This is a genomic window from Aeromonas sp., from assembly GCF_051657805.1.
Lineage (GTDB): Bacteria > Pseudomonadota > Gammaproteobacteria > Enterobacterales > Aeromonadaceae > Aeromonas.
Genome location: NZ_JBOFLJ010000027.1, coordinates 16,325 through 34,087, shown reverse-complemented (window position 1 = coordinate 34,087; position 17,763 = coordinate 16,325). Strand labels below are relative to the sequence as shown.

At 64.8% G+C, this 17,763-nt stretch carries 14 protein-coding genes; 6 read left to right on the top strand and 8 right to left on the bottom strand.

Translation table 11 applies throughout. The features are described from left to right. Positions 1–74: 74 nt before the first annotated feature. Positions 75–512 carry a D-aminoacyl-tRNA deacylase gene (gene dtd, locus ACRCYW_RS13115; RefSeq protein ID WP_438550529.1) on the top strand — a complete coding sequence of 146 codons (438 nt, stop codon included), beginning with the start codon at positions 75–77 and terminating at the stop codon, positions 510–512. A 49-nt stretch (positions 513–561) separates the two neighbouring features. Here dtd and ACRCYW_RS13110 read toward each other — a convergent pair whose 3' ends face one another. Next, entirely contained in the window at positions 562–1,218 is a 657-nt protein-coding gene (locus ACRCYW_RS13110) for a spermidine synthase (protein ID WP_438550528.1), read from the bottom strand. A 51-nt stretch (positions 1,219–1,269) separates the two neighbouring features. On the opposite strand from ACRCYW_RS13110, the gene ACRCYW_RS13105 reads away from it, so the two are divergent. Continuing rightward, on the top strand, positions 1,270–2,172 hold the full coding sequence (locus tag ACRCYW_RS13105) for a YiiD C-terminal domain-containing protein (RefSeq protein ID WP_438550527.1): 903 nt from the start codon (positions 1,270–1,272) through the stop codon (positions 2,170–2,172). A gap of 59 nt (positions 2,173–2,231) precedes the next feature. Here the strand turns inward: ACRCYW_RS13105 and ACRCYW_RS13100 are convergent, their stop codons facing one another. The 4 genes from ACRCYW_RS13100 to gntU all read right to left on the bottom strand — a co-directional run bounded on the left by ACRCYW_RS13100 (position 2,232) and on the right by gntU (position 9,454). Further along, positions 2,232–4,310, bottom strand: coding sequence for a membrane assembly protein AsmA (locus ACRCYW_RS13100; RefSeq protein ID WP_438550526.1), 2,079 nt, complete (start codon positions 4,308–4,310; stop codon positions 2,232–2,234). Positions 4,311–4,337: 27 nt separating this feature from the next. After that, complete coding sequence (recG, locus tag ACRCYW_RS13095) at positions 4,338–6,407, bottom strand: ATP-dependent DNA helicase RecG (RefSeq protein ID WP_438550525.1); 2,070 nt, start codon at positions 6,405–6,407, stop codon at positions 4,338–4,340. A gap of 209 nt (positions 6,408–6,616) precedes the next feature. Continuing rightward, on the bottom strand, positions 6,617–7,966 hold the full coding sequence (gene pssA, locus ACRCYW_RS13090) for a CDP-diacylglycerol--serine O-phosphatidyltransferase (RefSeq protein WP_438550524.1): 1,350 nt from the start codon (positions 7,964–7,966) through the stop codon (positions 6,617–6,619). A 147-nt stretch (positions 7,967–8,113) separates the two neighbouring features. Continuing rightward, positions 8,114–9,454: a gluconate transporter gene (gene gntU / locus ACRCYW_RS13085; RefSeq protein WP_438550523.1), complete on the bottom strand. Its 1,341-nt coding sequence runs from the start codon at positions 9,452–9,454 to the stop codon at positions 8,114–8,116. A gap of 244 nt (positions 9,455–9,698) precedes the next feature. Here gntU and ACRCYW_RS13080 point away from each other — a divergent pair, with 244 nt between their 5' ends. The 3 genes from ACRCYW_RS13080 to ACRCYW_RS13070 are packed head-to-tail and all read left to right on the top strand — an operon-like array spanning position 9,699 to position 12,652. Continuing rightward, positions 9,699–10,208, top strand: a complete 510-nt coding sequence (locus ACRCYW_RS13080) for a gluconokinase (protein ID WP_438550522.1) — start codon at positions 9,699–9,701, stop codon at positions 10,206–10,208. Continuing rightward, on the top strand, positions 10,205–12,001 hold the full coding sequence (edd, locus tag ACRCYW_RS13075) for a phosphogluconate dehydratase (RefSeq protein WP_438550521.1): 1,797 nt from the start codon (positions 10,205–10,207) through the stop codon (positions 11,999–12,001). The genes ACRCYW_RS13080 and edd overlap by 4 nt, the downstream gene beginning before the upstream one ends. A gap of 9 nt (positions 12,002–12,010) precedes the next feature. After that, a complete protein-coding gene (locus ACRCYW_RS13070) occupies positions 12,011–12,652 on the top strand; it encodes a bifunctional 4-hydroxy-2-oxoglutarate aldolase/2-dehydro-3-deoxy-phosphogluconate aldolase (RefSeq protein WP_438550520.1) in 642 nt (213 codons plus the stop codon). A gap of 109 nt (positions 12,653–12,761) precedes the next feature. On the opposite strand, the gene ACRCYW_RS13065 is transcribed toward ACRCYW_RS13070, so the two are convergent. Then, a complete protein-coding gene (locus ACRCYW_RS13065; RefSeq protein WP_438550519.1) occupies positions 12,762–13,769 on the bottom strand; it encodes a substrate-binding domain-containing protein in 1,008 nt (335 codons plus the stop codon). 86 nt (positions 13,770–13,855) lie between these two features. Here ACRCYW_RS13065 and ACRCYW_RS13060 point away from each other — a divergent pair, with 86 nt between their 5' ends. Beyond that, complete coding sequence (locus ACRCYW_RS13060; protein WP_438550518.1) at positions 13,856–14,506, top strand: Qnr family pentapeptide repeat protein; 651 nt, start codon at positions 13,856–13,858, stop codon at positions 14,504–14,506. 139 nt (positions 14,507–14,645) lie between these two features. On the opposite strand, the gene ACRCYW_RS13055 is transcribed toward ACRCYW_RS13060, so the two are convergent. Together ACRCYW_RS13055 and gpmM are read right to left on the bottom strand one after the other, a co-directional pair. Beyond that, positions 14,646–16,046 (bottom strand): peptidoglycan DD-metalloendopeptidase family protein, encoded by a 1,401-nt coding sequence (locus ACRCYW_RS13055; RefSeq protein WP_438550517.1) that lies wholly within the window; start codon positions 16,044–16,046, stop codon positions 14,646–14,648. Between the two features lie 9 nt (positions 16,047–16,055). Further along, positions 16,056–17,585: a 2,3-bisphosphoglycerate-independent phosphoglycerate mutase gene (gpmM, locus tag ACRCYW_RS13050; RefSeq protein ID WP_438550516.1), complete on the bottom strand. Its 1,530-nt coding sequence runs from the start codon at positions 17,583–17,585 to the stop codon at positions 16,056–16,058. Between the last annotated feature and the right edge of the window lie 178 nt (positions 17,586–17,763).

Below are 17,763 nucleotides of genomic sequence, written 5' to 3'. Positions count from 1 at the left end.
CCCCATCCCTTATTGCTAACATCAACGACCGCCTTCTGGCGGTCGTTTCTTTCCCACAGACAGAGGAGTCGCGGGTGATTGCATTGATCCAACGGGTTGCCGAGGCCAGCGTGACGGTGGACGGCGAGGTGGTGGGGGCCATAGACGGGGGCCTGCTGGTGCTGCTCGGGGTGGAGCAGGGGGATGATGAAGCCAAGGCCGACAAGCTGCTGCACAAGGTGAGCGGTTATCGCATCTTCTCCGACGAGAACGGCAAGATGAACCTCAACGTGAGCCAGGCCGGCGGCAGTCTGCTGGTCGTCTCCCAGTTCACCCTGGCGGCGGATACCGGCAAGGGGATGCGGCCGAGTTTCTCCGGCGGCGCCCACCCGGTGGAGGCCGAGCGGCTGTATGAGTACTTCGTCGCCAGGGCGCGGGCGGGCGGTCTGCCGACCGAGACCGGCCGCTTCGCCGCCGACATGAAGGTGAGACTGCTCAACGATGGCCCGGTGACCTTCTGGCTGCAGGCCTGAAAACCTGTCGAGGTGTCGACGGCCTCCCTCGGCGGATCGGCGGCCGACCTTATGGCTGCTGGCGGCGGCTGTGCAAAATCACATTGCGGTAACCGGGCACGGCATGGGCCTCGGTGGGCCCTATCCACTCCCGGGTCAGCCGCAGGGCCTGATCCTGCTCGAGACGGGTGCGCGGCAGCAGGTTGACGATGAGGGTTCCCTCTAGGCGCTGGGCCAGGGCCTGATAGAGGGGGGCTTGGAACAGCAGCAGCGGGTTGCCGTCCTGGCTGAACAGGTCCAGCAGCACCAGATCATAGCGCTCACGACTCTGGAGCAGGAAGTGGAGTGCGTCGGCCTGGTGCAGCCGCGGAGCCCGCAGGGTCGATGGTTGAAAGAACTGCTGGAACAGGGTGAGGATCTCGGCGTCCAGATCCACGCAATCGTGCCGTGCCTTGGGCCAGCGCATCGCCAGATGGCGGGTGAGATCCCCGCCGCCGAGCCCGAGCTCCAAGATCCGGTTCGCCCGCGCGGGCAGCCGTTCGGCGATGCTCTGCTGATGGGGCAGGCAGAGGCTGCCAGGCTCGGCCAGGCTCATGGCGGACTGCACCACGCCGTCCATCTCCAGCCAGCGGTGCTGCCGGTTTTCCAGGATACTGAGGCGACGTTCGGGTTTGACGCTGAGGTGCAATAAGTGATCGGCTTGGTACGCTTGCAGATTGAAGTCCATGAATTTGCACGGCAAGATGGATTTCGACCAGTGTAACTCAAGGATGTATCTATGTACCGGGTGGTCACCCCCCAAACGGCAGCCGAGCTGGATGCTTACTACCAATTGCGCTGGGAGCTGCTGCGCAAGCCCTTCAATCTACCCGTCGGCTCCGAGCGGGACGAATACGACACCGTCGCCATCCACCGCCTGATGCTGACCGAGGACGGTACCCCCATCGCCGTCGGTCGCCTGTTCGTCGGCGGTGACGAGGCCCAGATCCGCTTCATGGCACTGCGGCCCGAGTACCGGGGCCAGGGGCTGGGGGCGCGCATGGTGGAGGATCTCGAACAGCTGGCCCGGGACGAGAAGGTGAAGCGGCTGGTGATGAACGCCCGCCAGGAGGCGGTGGAGTTCTATCGCCGCTGCGGCTTTCTGGAGGTGGGGGAAGGTCCCGTCTCCTTCGGCCGCATCCCCCATCGCCAGATGATCAAGTCCCTGAGCCCGCTGCAGACCATCCAGTTCCGGCCGGAGTGGTGTCAGGATCTCACCACCCGCTGGTCTCGGGGCATCCCCATCAGCGAGAAGATGGGAGTCCACATCACCCATTACGACGGCCAGACCTTCCACCTCAAGGCCAACCTGGCGGCCAACCTCAACGTGCACGACACCATGTTCGCCGGCAGCATCTACAGCCAGTGTGTACTGGCGGGCTGGGGCCTCATCTGGCTGCAATTGAAAGAGGCCGGGCTCGGGGGGGACATAGTCCTCGCGGAGGGGAACATCAAATACTACAGGCCGGTGAGCGAGGAGCCGGAGGCCAGGGTGGCCCGTGAAGGCATGCCCGCCGTGCTGGATCCCCTCAAGAACAAGGAGTCCGCCAAGTTCAGCCTGCGGGTGCAGCTGTTCAGTGGTCGCAAGCTGGCGGTGGAGTTCGCCGGCCAGTACGTGGTGCAGCCCATCAAGCGCGGCTAATAGCGTCGCGAACCTGCATTACTCATAGCAACAAGGCCTCGTGATGAGGCCTTGTTCGTTTATTGCGTTGCCGCCTGTGGCGCCGGTTTGGGCTGCACCGGCCGCCAGAGGGGGCTGCTGCTGCCCTGGGCCGGGTAGCGCACGCCGGGATCCCAGCCGCACTCGCTCTGCCCGCTCGGGAAGCCCCACCCCAGAGTAGGGGTATCGAGGGGGCCGCGCCATTGGGCCAACAGCTCGGCGCAGCGCTGCTTGTTCAGCACCCCGAGGTCCAGCTGCCACTCTCCCTTGGCGAAATCCACCCCACCCCGCAGGGCGAGCAGGTGGGTGATGGTGGAGGCGCCGGCCTGCTCGATCTTGAGTTGGCCCTGCTCCGCCTTGGCCTGCAACTTGACGCGGTAGAAGGGGGTGTCTCCCTTCTGCAGCGCCTGCCACAGCGCCTCCGGCGTCAGGGTCGGCGGCTGGGCTCCCTTGAACCACTCGTCCAGCAGGGGATCGATGGCGACCTTGTCCCAGAAGGGGTCCTTGGCATCCAGGCTCAGGCTGCCCTGCAGGGTGCTGCGCCAGCTGTCCGGGGTCTCCCCCACGATGGCCTGCAGATCGGCGTTGATGTCCAGTTTGCCCGCCAGCGAAACCGGTGATGGAGAGCCGGGGTGCTGCAGCTTGTTCCACTGCTCCAAATCCAGCTGCTTGCCCTGCAACTGCAGGCTGCTGCTCTGGCCCGGCTCCTTGCCCCACTGGCCGCTCAGGCTGAGGGAGCCCTCGTCCGGCAGGGTGCTGGTCAGCTTGTTGAGCTGCCAGGCGCTGGGGGTGAGCTCGCCGTCCAGCTCGCCGTTGCGGGCGCTGAGACCGTCCCACACCAGCTCGAACCACTTGCTCTCCACCCGGGCACGGCCCAGCAGGGGGCCAGGCTGGCTGCCGCGCAGGCTGAGGTCGGTCAGGTAGAGTTGCCAGCCGGTCAGCGACAGCGGCAGGGCGTCGTCGAAGGAGAGCACCTTCAGCCGATCGAACGTCAGCTTGCGCACGTCGATCTGCCGGGGGCGCCAGCCTTGCCAATCCCGCCACCAACCGTCCGGCAGGCTGATGTCCATGCCGCTCAGACTCATCTCCTTGAGGGTCAGTCGTTGCAGATCCGGGTCCAGCGCCAGCTCCAGGTTGAACTCCCCCTCGTAGGCCTTGCCCTGCAGCTCGGCATCGTATTGCTGGGGGGAGAAGGCGAGCCGCCCCTTGATCTGCTCCAGCTGGAACAGGCCGCGGCCGAAGTCGGCCAGGGTGCCGCTGAGGTAGCCGCTTGGGCGGCTGCCGGCCTGCCAGTCGAAGCCGGTCAGCTGGCCGCTGAAGTTGTTGAGGGCGATCTCCTGGCCGATGGCGTTGACGCTGGTCTGCTCGAACTGGCCCCTGTTCAGGCTGATCTTGCGCAGGGGGAACTCACCCTCCGGTATGTCGCCGAGCTCGACCCGCAGGGCGCGGGCCTTGAGATCGTGCAACTGCAGGCTGCGTTCCGGCCAGTTGAGCACCATGCCGCTCTCCAGCAGACCGTCGAACAGATTGGTGGTCAGCTTGTCGGTGCTGAGCACCTGCCCCTCCAGCCTGCCCTTCAGGCTGAGGCGGGCCAGGGTGAGCTGGGGGATCTCCAGCTGATTGATGCCGAGGGTCAGGTTGGCCTGGGGCTGGCGCTTGGGATCGATCAGCTCCCAGTCGCTCAGGGTGGCGCTCAGGCCGCGCAGGGTCAGCGCCGGGCTCAGCAGGCTGAGGTTGTCTATGGAGCTGTCGCCGATGGTCAGCGAACGTACCGGCAGGGTGGGCAGCTGGTTGGGGAGCGGCAGCTTGATGATGGGGCGGATGAGGTCGAGATGGGCGATGCGCACGTCCCGGTTCAGCCAGTCGATCTTGTCTATCTCCAGGTAGATCTTGTCCAACTGCACCGCATCCCCGTAGTGCACCTGCTCCGCCAGCAATGTGTAGGGGTGAAGCGGATTGAACACCAGCCGGCCTATGGTGATGGGTACCCCGGTCTGCTGGCTCAGCCAGTCGGCGATGGGGCCTTTGGCGCGCTCGGCGTCGAACAGGCCGAGACCCACCCAGACGAACAGCAACAGGAAGGCAAAGAGATAGAGCAGGGCGCGTAGCCAGGAATTCATCGGTGCTTTTCCTCCCTCGGAGTGTCGTCAGGCGTTGGAATAGTGATCTCTCAGGCCGAGCCAGCGGCGGATCAGGGGGTCGACATGGCTGGGATGCCTGTCCATCAGGAAGCGAGCCATCTTCTGTACCTGAGGGATGAGCGGCTGGTCGCGCACCAGGTCAGCAATCTTGAGATCCGCGAGCCCGGTCTGGCGGGTGCCGAGCAGTTCCCCCGGGCCGCGCAGTTCGAGATCCCGCTGGGCGATGAGGAAGCCGTCATTGGTCTCTCTCAATACCCCGAGCCGGCTCTGGGCCGTCTTGGAGAGCGGCGCGTGGTAGAGCAACACACAGTGGGAGGCGACGGATCCCCGTCCGACCCGGCCGCGCAGCTGGTGCAACTGGGCCAGCCCGAGTCGCTCCGGGTTCTCGATGATCATCAGGCTGGCGTTCGGCACGTCCACCCCCACCTCGATGACTGTGGTGGCGACCAGCAGTTGCAGTATGCCGGCCTTGAACTCCTCCATCACCCGCTGCTTCTCGATGGGGCGCATGCGACCGTGCACCAGGCCGATGTGCAGGCCGGGCAACTTGGCCTGCAGCTCGGCGGCTGTGTCCTCGGCGGCCTGGCACTCCAGCACCTCGGACTCCTCGATCAGGGTGCAGACCCAGTAGGCCTGCTTGCCCTCCTCGCAGGCCAGCCTGACCCGCTCGATCACGTCGCCGCGACGGCTGTCCGGCAGAGCGACCGTGGTGATGGGGGTGCGCCCCGGCGGCAGCTCGTCGATGACGGAGGTGTCGAGATCCGCGTAGGCGGTCATGGCCAGGGTGCGGGGTATGGGGGTAGCGGTCATGATCAGCTGATGGGGATGAACCCCCTCCCGCTCCCCCTTCTCCCGCAGGGCGAGGCGCTGGTGCACCCCGAACCTGTGCTGTTCGTCGATGATCACCAGGGCGAGGCGCTGGAACACCACCTGCTCCTGGAAGATGGCGTGGGTGCCCACCACCATCTTGACGCTGCCATCGGCAATGGCGGCGAGCGCCTCTTCCCGCGCCTTGCCCTTCTGCTTGCCAGACAGCCAGCCGACCTGGATGCCGAGGGGCTCCAGCCAGTTCGCGAAGTTGATGGCATGTTGCTCGGCCAGCAGTTCGGTCGGGGCCATCAGCCCCACCTGGCAGCCGTTGCCGATGGCCTGCAGGGCCGCGAGCGCCGCCACCAGCGTCTTGCCGGAGCCCACGTCCCCCTGCACCAGCCGCATCATGGGATAGGTGCGCTGCAAGTCCTGGCTGATCTCCGCCACCACCCGGTTCTGGGCCCCGGTCGGCTTGAACGGCAGTGCGCCGAGCAGCTGCTTGACCAGGGTGGGGGCGGGCTTGAGGGCGCGGGCGAGCTGGGTCTGGGCCTGGGCTCGGACTTTGAGCACCGACAGGTTGTGGGCCAGCAGCTCTTCGAGCACTAGCCGCTGCTGGGCCGGATGCTGGCCGCTCTCGAGCAGCGCCAGCGCCACCGAGGGGGGCGGGCGATGCAGCAGGCGCAGGGCGGCGGCGAGTTCGATCTGGTGCGGATAGAGGCCGGCTGGCAGCAGCTCCTCCACCCCATAGAGATCGAGCTGGGCCAGGGCCTGGTCGGTGAGGCTGCGCAGGGTTAGCTGGCGCAAGCCCTCCGTGGTGGGGTAGACGGGGGTGAGGGCCTCCTCGGTCTGGCCGGCCTGTTCCTCGCCGAGCAGCTTGTACTCGGGGTGGGCCATCTCCAGCCCGTATTTGCCGGGGCGCACCTCGCCGAAGCAACGGAGCAATCGGCCCTGGGCCAGGCTGTTCTTCTGGGCGGCGGTGAAATTGAAGAAGCGCAGGGTCAGGGTGCCGGTGCCATCGCTGATGCGGCACACCAGCATGCGGCGGCGCCCCATGACCAGCTGGGTATCCTGGATCTCCCCCTCGACCGCGCCGTGCAGACCCGGCGGCAGATCGCCGATGGGCCACACCTGGGTGCGATCCTCGTAACGTAAGGGGAGGTGGAACAGCAGGTCCTGCACGGTGGCGAGTCCCAGCCGTTCGAGTTTCTCCAGCATCTTGCTGCCGACGCCCTTGAGGCTGTCGAGGGAGATTTTATCCAATTTCATCAATTAGATGCCCGGAAACACTGTAAATATGTCCAGATGATAGGGGTTATTGATGTTGCGATGCAAGCCGCGCCTTGCCCGGGTGTGACGATGGCGCGCCATGAATGACAAAGGCCTGCCGAGATTGGCAGGCCTTTGAAGGGGCGAGACGGGCCGCGCTTCGCACCCTGGATAATGCGCTCTGACCCGTCAGCGGTTGGTGTGCTGACCTAGATGATGCGCTTGAGCAGCAGATGGGCCTTGACCCTGTGGATCCGGGCCAGCAGCTTGCGCACCTGATCCGGGTAGTCCTGGATCTGCTCTATCTGATCGAAGCGGCTGATGCGACGGGTATGGGCCAGGATGTTCTCCCGCTCCTCGGCGAAGCGCGCCCGCAGGTGATGGTGCTGATCGTGTACCAGCAGGCCGTTCTCCAGATCCAGCGCCCAGGCGCGGGGGTTGAGGTTGTTGCCGGTGAGCAGTGCCCACTCCTCGTCCACGAAGATCCCCTTGAGGTGATAGGAGTTCTTCTCGCAGCACCAGAGCATCAGGTTGAGGCGGCCGCTGTCGATGTGACGCTGGTTGCGTTCGGCAAACTTGCGCAGGTTGGTCTCGTACAGATAGGGCAGGCCGCCTATGGTGGAGAACTTCTCATCCGGCGGGATGAAGAAGTCGTTCGCCGTCTTGTCGCCGACCACTATGGTCACCTTGCAGCCGCGCTTGAGCAGCGCCTCCACGTCCTTATTCAACTCCTTGGGGGGGTTGAAGTAGGGGGTGCAGATGAAGATCTCGCGATCTGTGGCCCGCACCAGGTTGCGGATCATCCGGTTCAGCTGGTTGCCGCGCTTGCCCAGGCCCGCCATGGGGGTGACGGCCACCTCCTGGCTGTTGGGCAGTATGGTCTCGAAGCGGTACTGACTGGTGCGCAGGGCCTGCTTGAAGCGGCGGATCTGCCCTTTCAGCTGCTTGGCACCCGGGATGCCGGTGCGATCCAGCCGCTGGACGGCGTCACTGCGCAGGAAGACGTCGTCCACGTAGTTGACCATGCTGCGGGTCAGCGCCTGGCTGCGGATCTGGTGATAACGGTCGAAGCGGTAGCGATCCTGTTGGTGCAGGTAGATGTCGTTCAGGCTGGCGCCCGAGTAGAGCAGGGTGTCGTCGAAGATGAAGCCCTTGAGGTGCAAGACCCCGAGCAGCTCGCGCCCCTTCACCGGCACGCCGTAGATCTCGATCGGGTGCTCGTGGCGGGCGGCCATCTCCTGATACATCAGGTGGTTGCCACCCTGCTTGCCCTTGCCGATGAGGCCGCGCTGGGCGCGATGGAAGTCGACGAAGACCTTGATGTCGAGGGCCGGGTTGCGTTGCTTGGCGGCATAGAGGGCGGAGAGGATCTCCCGCCCCGCCTCATCGTCTTGCAGGTAGAGGGCGATCAGATAGATGCGCTGAGTCGCGCCGGCGATGAGGGAGAGGATCCGGCTCTTGAATTCCTTGGCGCTGCTGAGTACCTGAAACTGATCGGCGGAGACCGCGATCTGGGGCAAACGTGTCAGCGACTGTCGATAATGTGCCGATGAATGCATAGAGAAACCTGAAATCACGGGGTTAAGCGTTCCACTCGGGGCAATGAATAGGCGATTCTAGCAACCTCACTCCCTCAGCCAAAGTAAAAGAATCATCAAGAAGTTGAAAAGGCCTCACATGGGAGGCCTTTTCGATGGGTCGCTGCCTTACAGGAAACTGTAGATGATCATCGCCATGACCCCACCCGTGGTGCCTATGATGGTCTCCATCACGGTCCAGGTCTGCAGGGTCTGCTTCTCGCTGAGGCCGAGGTAGCGGTTGGCCAGCCAGAAGCCGGAGTCGTTGACGTGGGACAAGACGATGGCCCCGCCGCCGATGGCGATGGTGATGGCGGCCAGCTGGGCGCCATTGAGACCAAGTGGCTCCAGCATGGGCAGTACCAGGCCGCAGGCGGTCAGCATGGCGACGGTGGCCGAGCCCTGGATGACCCGCACCGCGGCGGCCAGGATGAAGGCCAGCGCGACTATGGGCAGGCCGGAATCCGCCAGGGTGTTGCCGAGGGCGGCGCCGACGCCGGAATCCACCAGTACCTGCTTGAACACGCCGCCGGCACCCGTCACCAGGATGATGACGCCGGCAGGCTGGATGGCGCTGTTGCAGACGTTCATCACCTCGTCACGGGACATGCCGCGACGCACCCCCAGCAGATAGAAGGCGGCCAGGCAGGCGACCATGATGGCGGTGAAGGGGTGGCCGATGAACTCCAGCCAGTCGTGCAGGGTGGAGCCCGCCTCCACGAAGCGGCTGACGATGGTCTTGAGGCCGATCAGCAGCAGCGGCAGGCCGATGAGGCCCATGGCCAGCCCGAAGGAGGGCAGTGTCTTGCTGTCGTCGTGAATGCTGTTCTGGGCATCGGCGGGGAGCGGCACGTCCACGACCTTGCTGATCAGCTGGCCAAACAGCGGGCCCGCCAGGATCATGGCCGGAATGGCGGCGACCAGGCCGAACAGTATCATGTAGCCGAAGTCGGCACCCAGCTGGGAGGCCACCAGGATGGGGCCCGGGGCGGGAATGAGGAAGGCCTGGCAGGTGGCGATGCCCGCCAGCAGGGCGATACCTATCTTCACCACGCTACCGCCGCCGCGGCGGACGATGGCGAAGGCGACCCCGATCAGCAGCACCACGGCCACGTCGAAGAAGAGCGGCAGGGCGCACACAAAGCCGGTGAGGGTCATGGCCCAGTTGGCGCGCTTGACGCCGAAGGTGCCGAGCAGGGTGTGGGCTACCCGGTCGAGGGCGCCGGTCACTTCCATGACCTTGCCGAACATGGCGCCAAGCGCCACCACTACGGCCACGAAGCCGAGGGTGCCTCCCATCCCTTTCTGGATGGTGGCGGCGATCTCGGCCGGGTTCATGCCGGCGGCGAGGCCGGCGACCATGGAGACCAAGATGAGGGAGACGACGGCGTGCAGGCGGGCCTTCATCACCAGAAAGAGCAGCAGCACTATGGAGCCGGCTGCCGTCATGATCAGGGAGAGGTCTGACATTGTTATGCGTTCCTTATTCCAAGTTCGATAGCGATAGCCTGGTGCGCGGGCATCAAGCATATCTGCATGATTTATTTATATTTATTTTTCACTCGTCGACCCGTGATGGCGGGGATGACTGAGTGTGTCCAGTCTGTGGCAGACTTCACATTTCTAGTTGTTACCGGTAACATGTTACCGGTAACGTGCTAAGTTAGAACCCATCGACAGCACGTTTTTTGAAAAATGAGATAGAGGTCAAACAATGGCGGGTAAGAGCATTATCGTGATGGGTGTGTGTGGTAGCGGCAAGTCCAGCGTCGGCCTTCGGGTGGCCCAACTCCTCGGCGCCAAGTTCATCGACGGTGATGACTTGCACCCCCGTGCCAATATCCAGAAGATGGCGGGGGGCAACCCCCTCAACGACGAGGACCGCGCCCCCTGGCTCGAGCGGATCCGTGATGCGGCTTACAGCCTAGAGCAGAAGAACGAGCTGGGGGTGATCGTCTGCTCCGCCCTCAAGAAGCAGTACCGGGATCAGATCCGCGAGGGCAACAACTCGGTGCACTTCCTGTTCCTCGACGGCAGCCAGCCCCTGATCCTCGAGCGGATGCGCGCCCGCAAGGGCCACTTCATGCGTGAAGGCATGGTGCAGAGCCAGTTTGATACCCTGGAGCGGCCGGATGGCGAGGCCGGGGTATTCCATATCGATATAGACGGTACCTTCGAACAGGTGGTCGATCGCGCCGTCACAGCATTGGAGCAAGCCCAATGATCCATCAGGTAATTGCCAGCGTCACCGACCGCATCCGCGAGCGCAGTCGCGCCCGCCGCGCCGCCTTCATGGCCCGCATCCAGCGCCAGGCCGAGCAGGGCAAGACCCGCGCCGCCCTGGCCTGCGGCAACCTGGCCCACGCAGTGGCCGCCTCCAGCTGTGACGAGAAGGGGCGCATCCTCGACATGACCCGTGCCAACGTCGGCATAGTCACCGCCTACAACGACATGCTGAGCGCCCATCAGCCCTATCAGGGCTATCCGGACCAGATCAAGACGGTGCTGGCGGAGCTCGGCCACAGCGCCCAGGTGGCCGGCGGCGTGCCCGCCATGTGCGACGGCGTGACCCAGGGGCAGCCGGGGATGGACATGTCCCTGTTCTCCCGGGATCTCATCGCCCAGGCCACGGCGTTGTCGCTGTCCCACAACACCTTCGACGCCACCCTGCTGCTCGGCATCTGCGACAAGATAGCCCCGGGCCAGATCATGGGGGCGCTCTCCCATGCCCATCTGCCCACCGCCTTCGTCCCCGCCGGCCCCATGGCCAGCGGCATCAGCAACGACGAGAAGGTGAAGGTGCGCCAGCAGTACGCCGCCGGCGAGGTGGGTCGCGACGCCCTGCTCAAGATGGAGTGCGGCGCCTACCACTCGGCCGGCACCTGCACCTTCTACGGCACCGCCAACACTAACCAGCTGGTGTTCGAGGCCATGGGCCTGATGCTGCCGGGCTCCGCCTTCGTGCATCCCCACAGCGAGTTGCGCCAGGCCCTGACCGCCGAGGCGGCCCGCCGCATCAGCGCCATGATCCCGGGCTCTCCGGCCTATCGCCCCCTCTGTCAGGTGCTGGACGAGCGCGCCCTGGTGAACGGCCTGGTGGCCCTGCTCGCCTCAGGTGGCAGCACCAACCACAGCATCCACATGGTGGCGCTGGCCCGGGCCGCCGGCCTGGAGCTGACCTGGGATGACCTGAGCGATCTCTCCGATGTGGTGCCGCTGCTGGTGCGTATGTACCCGAACGGCCCGGCGGACGTGAACGCCTTCGAGCAGGCCGGCGCCGTGCCGGGCCTGATGCGCCGTTTGGCCCAGGAGGGACTGATCCACATGGATGCCACCCCGGCCTTCGGCGAGATGGAGGATTACCTCAGCCGTCCGCAACTGCGGGATGGGGAGCTGGTGTGGCAGCCGGTGGGGGAGAGCCAGGATCCGAGCGTCTTGTCCCCCTCAGGGTCAGTGTTCCAGGCCACCGGCGGCACCAAGCTGCTGGCGGGTAACCTGGGCCGCGCCGTGGTCAAGGTCTCCGCCGTGGCACCGGAATACCGCGTCATCGAGGCGCCTGCCCGGGTCTTCTCCTCCCAGCATGCCGTGGAGGCGGCCTACAAGGCCGGTGATCTCAATCAGGATGCCGTCATCGTCGTGCGTCACAACGGTCCGGCCGCCAACGGCATGCCGGAGCTGCACAAGCTGATGCCGGTGCTCGGCAACCTGCAGAAGGCGGGTCACAAGGTGGCCCTGGTCACCGACGGCCGCCTCTCCGGCGCCTCCGGCAAGATCCCGGCCGCCATCCACGTTACCCCGGAAGCCCTGCACGGCGGTGCCATCGGCCTGCTGCGAGACGGGGATCTGCTGCGGGTGGATGCCGAGACCGGCCGCCTCGATTGCCTGACCGACTTGAGTGGCCGCACTCAGGCCGAGATTGACCTGACCCTGGAGCAAGAGGGCTGGGGTCGTGAACTGTTCAGCGTGATGCGTCGCGCGGTATCGAGCGCCGAGTGTGGCGCCACCATCTTTGATTAAGGAAGAGCTATGCAAAACTGGAAAGTGACTCCCGCCGAGGTGTTTGCCGCCTCCCCCCTGGTACCCGTGATGGTCATCAGCGACCTGGAGCAGGCCCTGCCTATGGCCAAGGCTCTGCTGGCCGGCGGCATCTCGGTGTTCGAGATCACCCTGCGCACCCCGGTGGCGCTGGACGCCATCGCCCTCATCGCCCGCGAGATGCCGGAGGCCATGGTGGGCGCGGGGACTGTGCTCAACTGCGCCCAGTTTGACGCCGCCGTGGCCGCCGGTGCCCGCTTCGTCATCTCCCCGGGCATGACCCCGGCCCTGCTGGCCCATGCGGCCGGGAGCACGGCGCCGCTGATCCCCGGGGTGGCGACGCCGTCCGAGGTGATGCAGGCGCTGGAGGCAGGCTACGATCACCTGAAATTCTTCCCGGCCGAGGCGAACGGTGGCACCAAGGCGCTGTCCGCCATCGCCGCACCCCTGCCCCAGGTGAAATTCTGCCCCACCGGCGGCATAGGCCCGAAGAACGTGGCCGACTATCTGGCGCTGAAATGCGTGGCCACCGTCGGCGGCTCCTGGATGCTGCCGGCTGACGCGGTCAAGGCCGGCAACTGGGACGAGGTGACCCGCCTCTCCCGTGAAGCGGTTGAATTGGTTAAACGCTAAGCCTTCACAGTTTAGAAAAATCAAACAGGCCACCCCGGGGTGGCCTGTTTTTCATTCGAAGGGGAATGAGGGGCGCATGTCTCCCCCAGAGGGCGAGGCCCGGAGCCGTCTAGCCCAGGCTCTCCCCCTCATAGAGGGAGAAGCCCATGTCCCTGCGGCGCTCGGGCTGGGGTTGGCCGCTCAGCCGGGCTAGCAGCATGGCCGCCGCCTCGCGCCCTATCGCCTGGCGCGGGGTGACTATGCTGGCGAGCTTGGGGGTCATGGCGTGGCCGATGTCGAGGGCGTTGCTGCCGGCGATGGCGACCTGCTGGGGCACGGGGATCCACTTGGCCTGGCACTGCAGCAGGGCCCCCACCGCCAGGTCGTCGTTGGTGCAGAACAGGCCGTCCAGATCCGGATAGCGCGCCAGCGCCTGATCCAGCAACTGGCCCCCCAGGGTGAAGGTGGAGGATTGCTCGGTCAGCAGGTGCCGCCCCTCGAGACCGGCCTCGTTCATCGCCTGGTAGTAGCCCTCCATCCGCAACTGGGTGCGCACGTCGAGCCGGGCCCCCAGATAGACCACCTTGCGCCGCCCCCGGCGCAGCATCTCTGTTACCATGGCCCGGGCGGCGGCCCTGTGATCCATGCCGACCACCATGTCGATGGGATCCTGGGGCAGATCCATGGTCTCCACCACAGGGATGCCGGCGGTGGCGATCATCTTGCGGGTGCGCTCCGTGTGCTGGCTGTCCGAGAGGATGAGGCCATCCACGTTGTAGGAGAGCAGGGAGGCGACCTGCTCCTCCTCCCGCTGGGGGCTGTAGCCGTAGTGGGCCAGCAGGGTCTGGTAGCCGGCGGGCCGGGTCACCGACTCGATGCCGTGTACCACGGCGGAGAAGACCTGGTTGGAGAGGGAGGGGATCAGGATGCCGATGGCCTTGCTGGTGGCGTTGGAGAGGATCTCCGGCGCCCGGTTCGGAATGTAGCCGAGGGCCTCCACCGCGGCGGCGACCCGCTCGCGGGTGCCTTCGGCCACGGCCTGGGGATCCCGCAGATAGCGGCTGACGGTCATCTTGGTGACGCCGGTCAGGTCGGCGATGTCTTGCAGGGTGGGGCGGCGCTTGCGGGTGTCGTTCATCTCGGGATCCGGTGAAAATGTTACAGGTAACATTACCGGTTTTGCGCAACAAAGTCAGCATATGACACCATGGGAGGAGGATCCCGATGATCAAGGGCAAGCGCTTCGAGGGGAAGCGGTTCGAGCAGCGGGAGGTGGATGAGGAAGACTTCAGTGACTGCCGCTTTATCGACTGCAACTTCTCCTGGCTGGATCTGAGCGAGAGCCGCTTCGTCGACTGCAGCTTCTACGACAGGGAGCGCGAGCTGGGCTGCCAGTTGCAGGGCTGCGATCTGCGGGAGGCCAGCTTCCTGCGATGCGATCTCACCCTGGCGGACATGAGCCGCAGCCAGTGCCTGGGGCTGGAGCTGCGGGAGTGCCAGGCCATGGGCATCAACTTCGCCAACGCCAGCTTCGCGAACCAGATCACCCCGAGGAGCTACTTCTGCGAGGCGCACCTGACGGGCAACAACTTCAGCTACGGCAACTTCGAGGGCTGCCTGCTGGAGAAGTGTGAACTCGGCGGCAACCGCTGGCAGGGGGCCAACCTGCTGGGGGCTTCCCTGGCGGGGTCGGATCTCAGCGGTTCCGAATTCGGGCAAATAGACTGGACCAGCTTCAACCTGCAGGGCTGCGACCTGCGCCAGTGCGATCTGCCCGGGCTGGATCTGCGGCGGGTCAACCTGGAGGGGGTGCAGATCAGCGAAGAGCAGCAGCAGGGGCTGCTGGAGCAGATAGGGCTGATCGTCTTCCCCTGATGGGCAGGAGAGTGGGGCAGGGGGATAGGCCGAATATTCGGTAAGTTTTCATCATCCCTGGCCATCCGCCGGATCGAAAAAGCCTGCATCATGCAGGCTTTTTATCGGGGACGTGGGTCCTTGATGGAATGGGGACGGCTCAGCGCCTGGCCAGCCACTTGGTGGGGTTGATGGCCTCACCCTGATAGCGGATCTCGAAGTAGAGGCCGGATCGCTCCTGACCGCCGCTGTCGCCCACCAGGGCCACGGGTTCCCCCTGCTCCACCTTCTGGCCGACCTGGCGCAGCAGCGACTGATTGTGACCGTAGAGGCTCATATAGCCCTTACCATGATCGATGACCAGCAGCATGCCGAAGCCGTCCAGCCAGTCCGCGTAGACCACCTGACCCGGAGCGACCGCCTTGACCTGGGTGCCTTCACTGGCGCCGATCAGGGTGCCCTTCCACTTGAGCTCGGCGGTGCGCGGCGAGCCGTAGGCGATGAGGATGGGGCCCTGCACCGGCCAGCGCAGGCTGCCGTTGGTGCTGAGGCCACCGTAGCCATTGCTCGCCTTGGCGCTGTTGCGGGCGGCGGCTTGCTGCTGCTCCACCCTGTTCTGCTGTTCGCTGACTCTCTTCTGCTCGGCGGCGAGTCGTTGCTGCTCGCCGACTTGTCGCTGTTGGGCCGCGATCCGCTGTTGCTCCTCGATGCGTTTCTGCTCGGCGGCCAGGCGTTGTGCCTCCAGCCGGCGTTGGCGCTCCTGCTCGGCCTTCAGCTTGGCGAGGCGTTCCCGCTCCGCCCGCTCGCGCCGCTCCTTCTCTTCCTGCTGCCGGCGCAGCTCTTCCAGCCGGGCCTTGAGGGCCTTCTCCGCCTTCACCAGCTTGCTCAGCTTCTGCTCGTCATCCTGCACCGATTGCTGCAGCTGGTTGCGCACGGTGGCACGGCTCTGCTGGCTGGCCAGCAGGCTCTGATGGGTGGCCTGTTGATCGGCGAGCAGGCTCTGCAGCTTGCTCTCGGTCTCCCTGGTGGCCTGCTGGTTGTGGGCCAGCTTGGTGCGGGTCGCGCGCAGGGTTTCGATGGCCTCGATACGGGCCTTGTTGAGATAGTCGAAATAGTCGAGGGCGCGGCTCAGTTTGGCCGGATCCTGCTGATTGAGCAGCAGCTTGAGGTAGTCATGATTGCCCGCCTGGAAGGCGCTCTCCGCCTGTTTGGCCAGCAACTGTTTCTGATGGCTGGCCTGTCGTTCCAGCTCCAGCTTGTCCTGTTGCAGCTTCACCAGCTTCTGCTGGTTCTGTTTCAACTGCAGTTTGGTCTGATCGAGTTTGGCGGCGGCGGCCGAGATGGCCTGTTCATCCGCCTTGAGCTGGGTGTTGAGTTTGGCCAGCTCTTGCTTGCTCAGTCTGATGGTCTTCTGCTGCGCCTTGATCTCGCTCTGCATGGCCCCAAGCTGCTGATTGGCAGCCTGCGCCTTGCCGGCGCCGCCGAGCAGGCAAAAAAACAGCGCGCCGGCCAACAGGCCGACGCGACTGGTTTTGGTTGAAATAACTTCGCATCCCCGCATGGGGAAGGATTATTTCAGAATCATCAGGGGCTTGCCAGTCATTTCCGGCGGCACCGGCAGGCCCATCAGGGTCAGCATGGTGGGGGCCAGATCGGACAGTTTGCCGCCTTCAGCTACCTCGGCCTTGCGACCGAAGTAGATGAGGGGAACCGGCAGATTAGTGTGGGCGGTATGGGCCTGACCAGTCTCTTCGTCCATCATCTTCTCGGCGTTGCCGTGGTCGGCGGTGATGAGGCATTCGCCACCCACTTCGGCCAGGGCCTCGGTGACGCGACCGATGCAGTGGTCGACGGCTTCACAGGCCTTGACGGCCGCATCGAACACGCCGGTGTGGCCGACCATGTCGCCGTTCGGGTAGTTGCAGATGATGACGTCGTACTTGCCGCTCTTGATGGCGCCGACCAGCTTGTCGGTCAGCTCGCCAGAGCTCATCTCGGGCTGCAGGTCATAGGTGGCGACTTTCGGGCTGGCGACGATCTCGCGATCCTCACCGGTGAAGCAGGCCTCTTCGCCACCGTTGAAGAAGAAGGTGACGTGGGCGTACTTCTCGGTCTCGGAGATGCGCAGCTGGGTCTTGCCCTGCTTGGCCAGCCATTCACCCAGGGTGTTGACCAGGGCGGTGGGCGGGTAGGCGCAGGCGGTCTTGATGTCGGCCGCGTACTCGGTCAGCATCACGAAGTTCAGCTTGGGAGTGGCGGTGCGGGCGAAGCCGGTGAAGTCGCTGTCGACGAAGGCACGGGTGATCTCGCGGGCACGGTCGGCACGGAAGTTCATGAAGATCAGCGCATCGCCATCCTGCATGGGGGCGGCGGCACCGATACGGGTAGCCTTGACGAACTCGTCGTTCTCGTCGCGGGCATAGGCATTGGCCAGGGCCTCGGTGGCGCTGTCGGCAGTGAACTCGCCCTTGCCCTGGGTCATCAGGTCATAGGCCTGCTGCACGCGGTCCCAACGGTTGTCGCGGTCCATGGAGTAGTAACGACCGATCATGGAGGCGAAACGACCCTTGCCCAGCTTGGCGAACAGGGCGTCGAACAGCTCGATGGAGGACTGGGCGGAGCGCGGCGGCACGTCACGGCCATCCAGGAAGGCGTGGAAGTAGATCTGCTCGGCGCCACGCTTGGCGGCCATCTCGATCATGCCCATGATGTGCTCTTCGTGGCTGTGCACGCCACCCGGGGACATCAGGCCCATGATGTGCACGGCCTTGCCCTGGGTCACTGCGGAGTCAACAGCCTTGGCCAGCTCGACGTTCTGGAAGAAGTCGCCGTCCTGGATCTCCTTGGAGATGCGGGTCAGCTCCTGATAGACGATGCGACCGGCGCCGATGTTGACGTGACCCACTTCGGAGTTACCCATCTGGCCATCGGGCAGGCCCACGTCCAGGCCGGAGCCGGAGATCAGGGTGCTGGTGTAGTCACGGGCGAGACGGTCGAGGTTGGGGGTCTTGGCGGCAGCGACGGCGTTGTACTCTTGCTTGGTGCTGTAGCCCCAACCGTCCATGATGACCAGAACCAACGGTTTCTTAGCTGTTGACATAAGGCTATGTCCTCTCGGATAGGAATGAATTGCGGGAACTGAAACTAGCGTAATATTACTACATCTGCCGAAATAGTCACCTGATAGCCAAGTCCCTCTGTGGCCTGGGTTTTTAACTGTTACCCTGCTGTATTCGGCATGTTGCCGGCTTGTCTGCCCATCGGTTTTTTCGTCCCGT

Coding starts and splice junctions, on each gene's coding strand:
- ACRCYW_RS13110 (WP_438550528.1), bottom strand. CDS start 1,218: ATGGACTTCAATCTGCAAGCGTACCAAGCCGATCACTTATTGCACCTC.
- ACRCYW_RS13105 (WP_438550527.1), top strand. CDS start 1,270: ATGTACCGGGTGGTCACCCCCCAAACGGCAGCCGAGCTGGATGCTTAC.
- ACRCYW_RS13100 (WP_438550526.1), bottom strand. CDS start 4,310: ATGAATTCCTGGCTACGCGCCCTGCTCTATCTCTTTGCCTTCCTGTTG.
- recG (WP_438550525.1), bottom strand. CDS start 6,407: ATGAAATTGGATAAAATCTCCCTCGACAGCCTCAAGGGCGTCGGCAGC.
- pssA (WP_438550524.1), bottom strand. CDS start 7,966: ATGCATTCATCGGCACATTATCGACAGTCGCTGACACGTTTGCCCCAG.
- gntU (WP_438550523.1), bottom strand. CDS start 9,454: ATGTCAGACCTCTCCCTGATCATGACGGCAGCCGGCTCCATAGTGCTG.
- ACRCYW_RS13080 (WP_438550522.1), top strand. CDS start 9,699: ATGGCGGGTAAGAGCATTATCGTGATGGGTGTGTGTGGTAGCGGCAAG.
- edd (WP_438550521.1), top strand. CDS start 10,205: ATGATCCATCAGGTAATTGCCAGCGTCACCGACCGCATCCGCGAGCGC.
- ACRCYW_RS13070 (WP_438550520.1), top strand. CDS start 12,011: ATGCAAAACTGGAAAGTGACTCCCGCCGAGGTGTTTGCCGCCTCCCCC.
- ACRCYW_RS13065 (WP_438550519.1), bottom strand. CDS start 13,769: ATGAACGACACCCGCAAGCGCCGCCCCACCCTGCAAGACATCGCCGAC.
- ACRCYW_RS13060 (WP_438550518.1), top strand. CDS start 13,856: ATGATCAAGGGCAAGCGCTTCGAGGGGAAGCGGTTCGAGCAGCGGGAG.
- ACRCYW_RS13055 (WP_438550517.1), bottom strand. CDS start 16,046: ATGCGGGGATGCGAAGTTATTTCAACCAAAACCAGTCGCGTCGGCCTG.
- gpmM (WP_438550516.1), bottom strand. CDS start 17,585: ATGTCAACAGCTAAGAAACCGTTGGTTCTGGTCATCATGGACGGTTGG.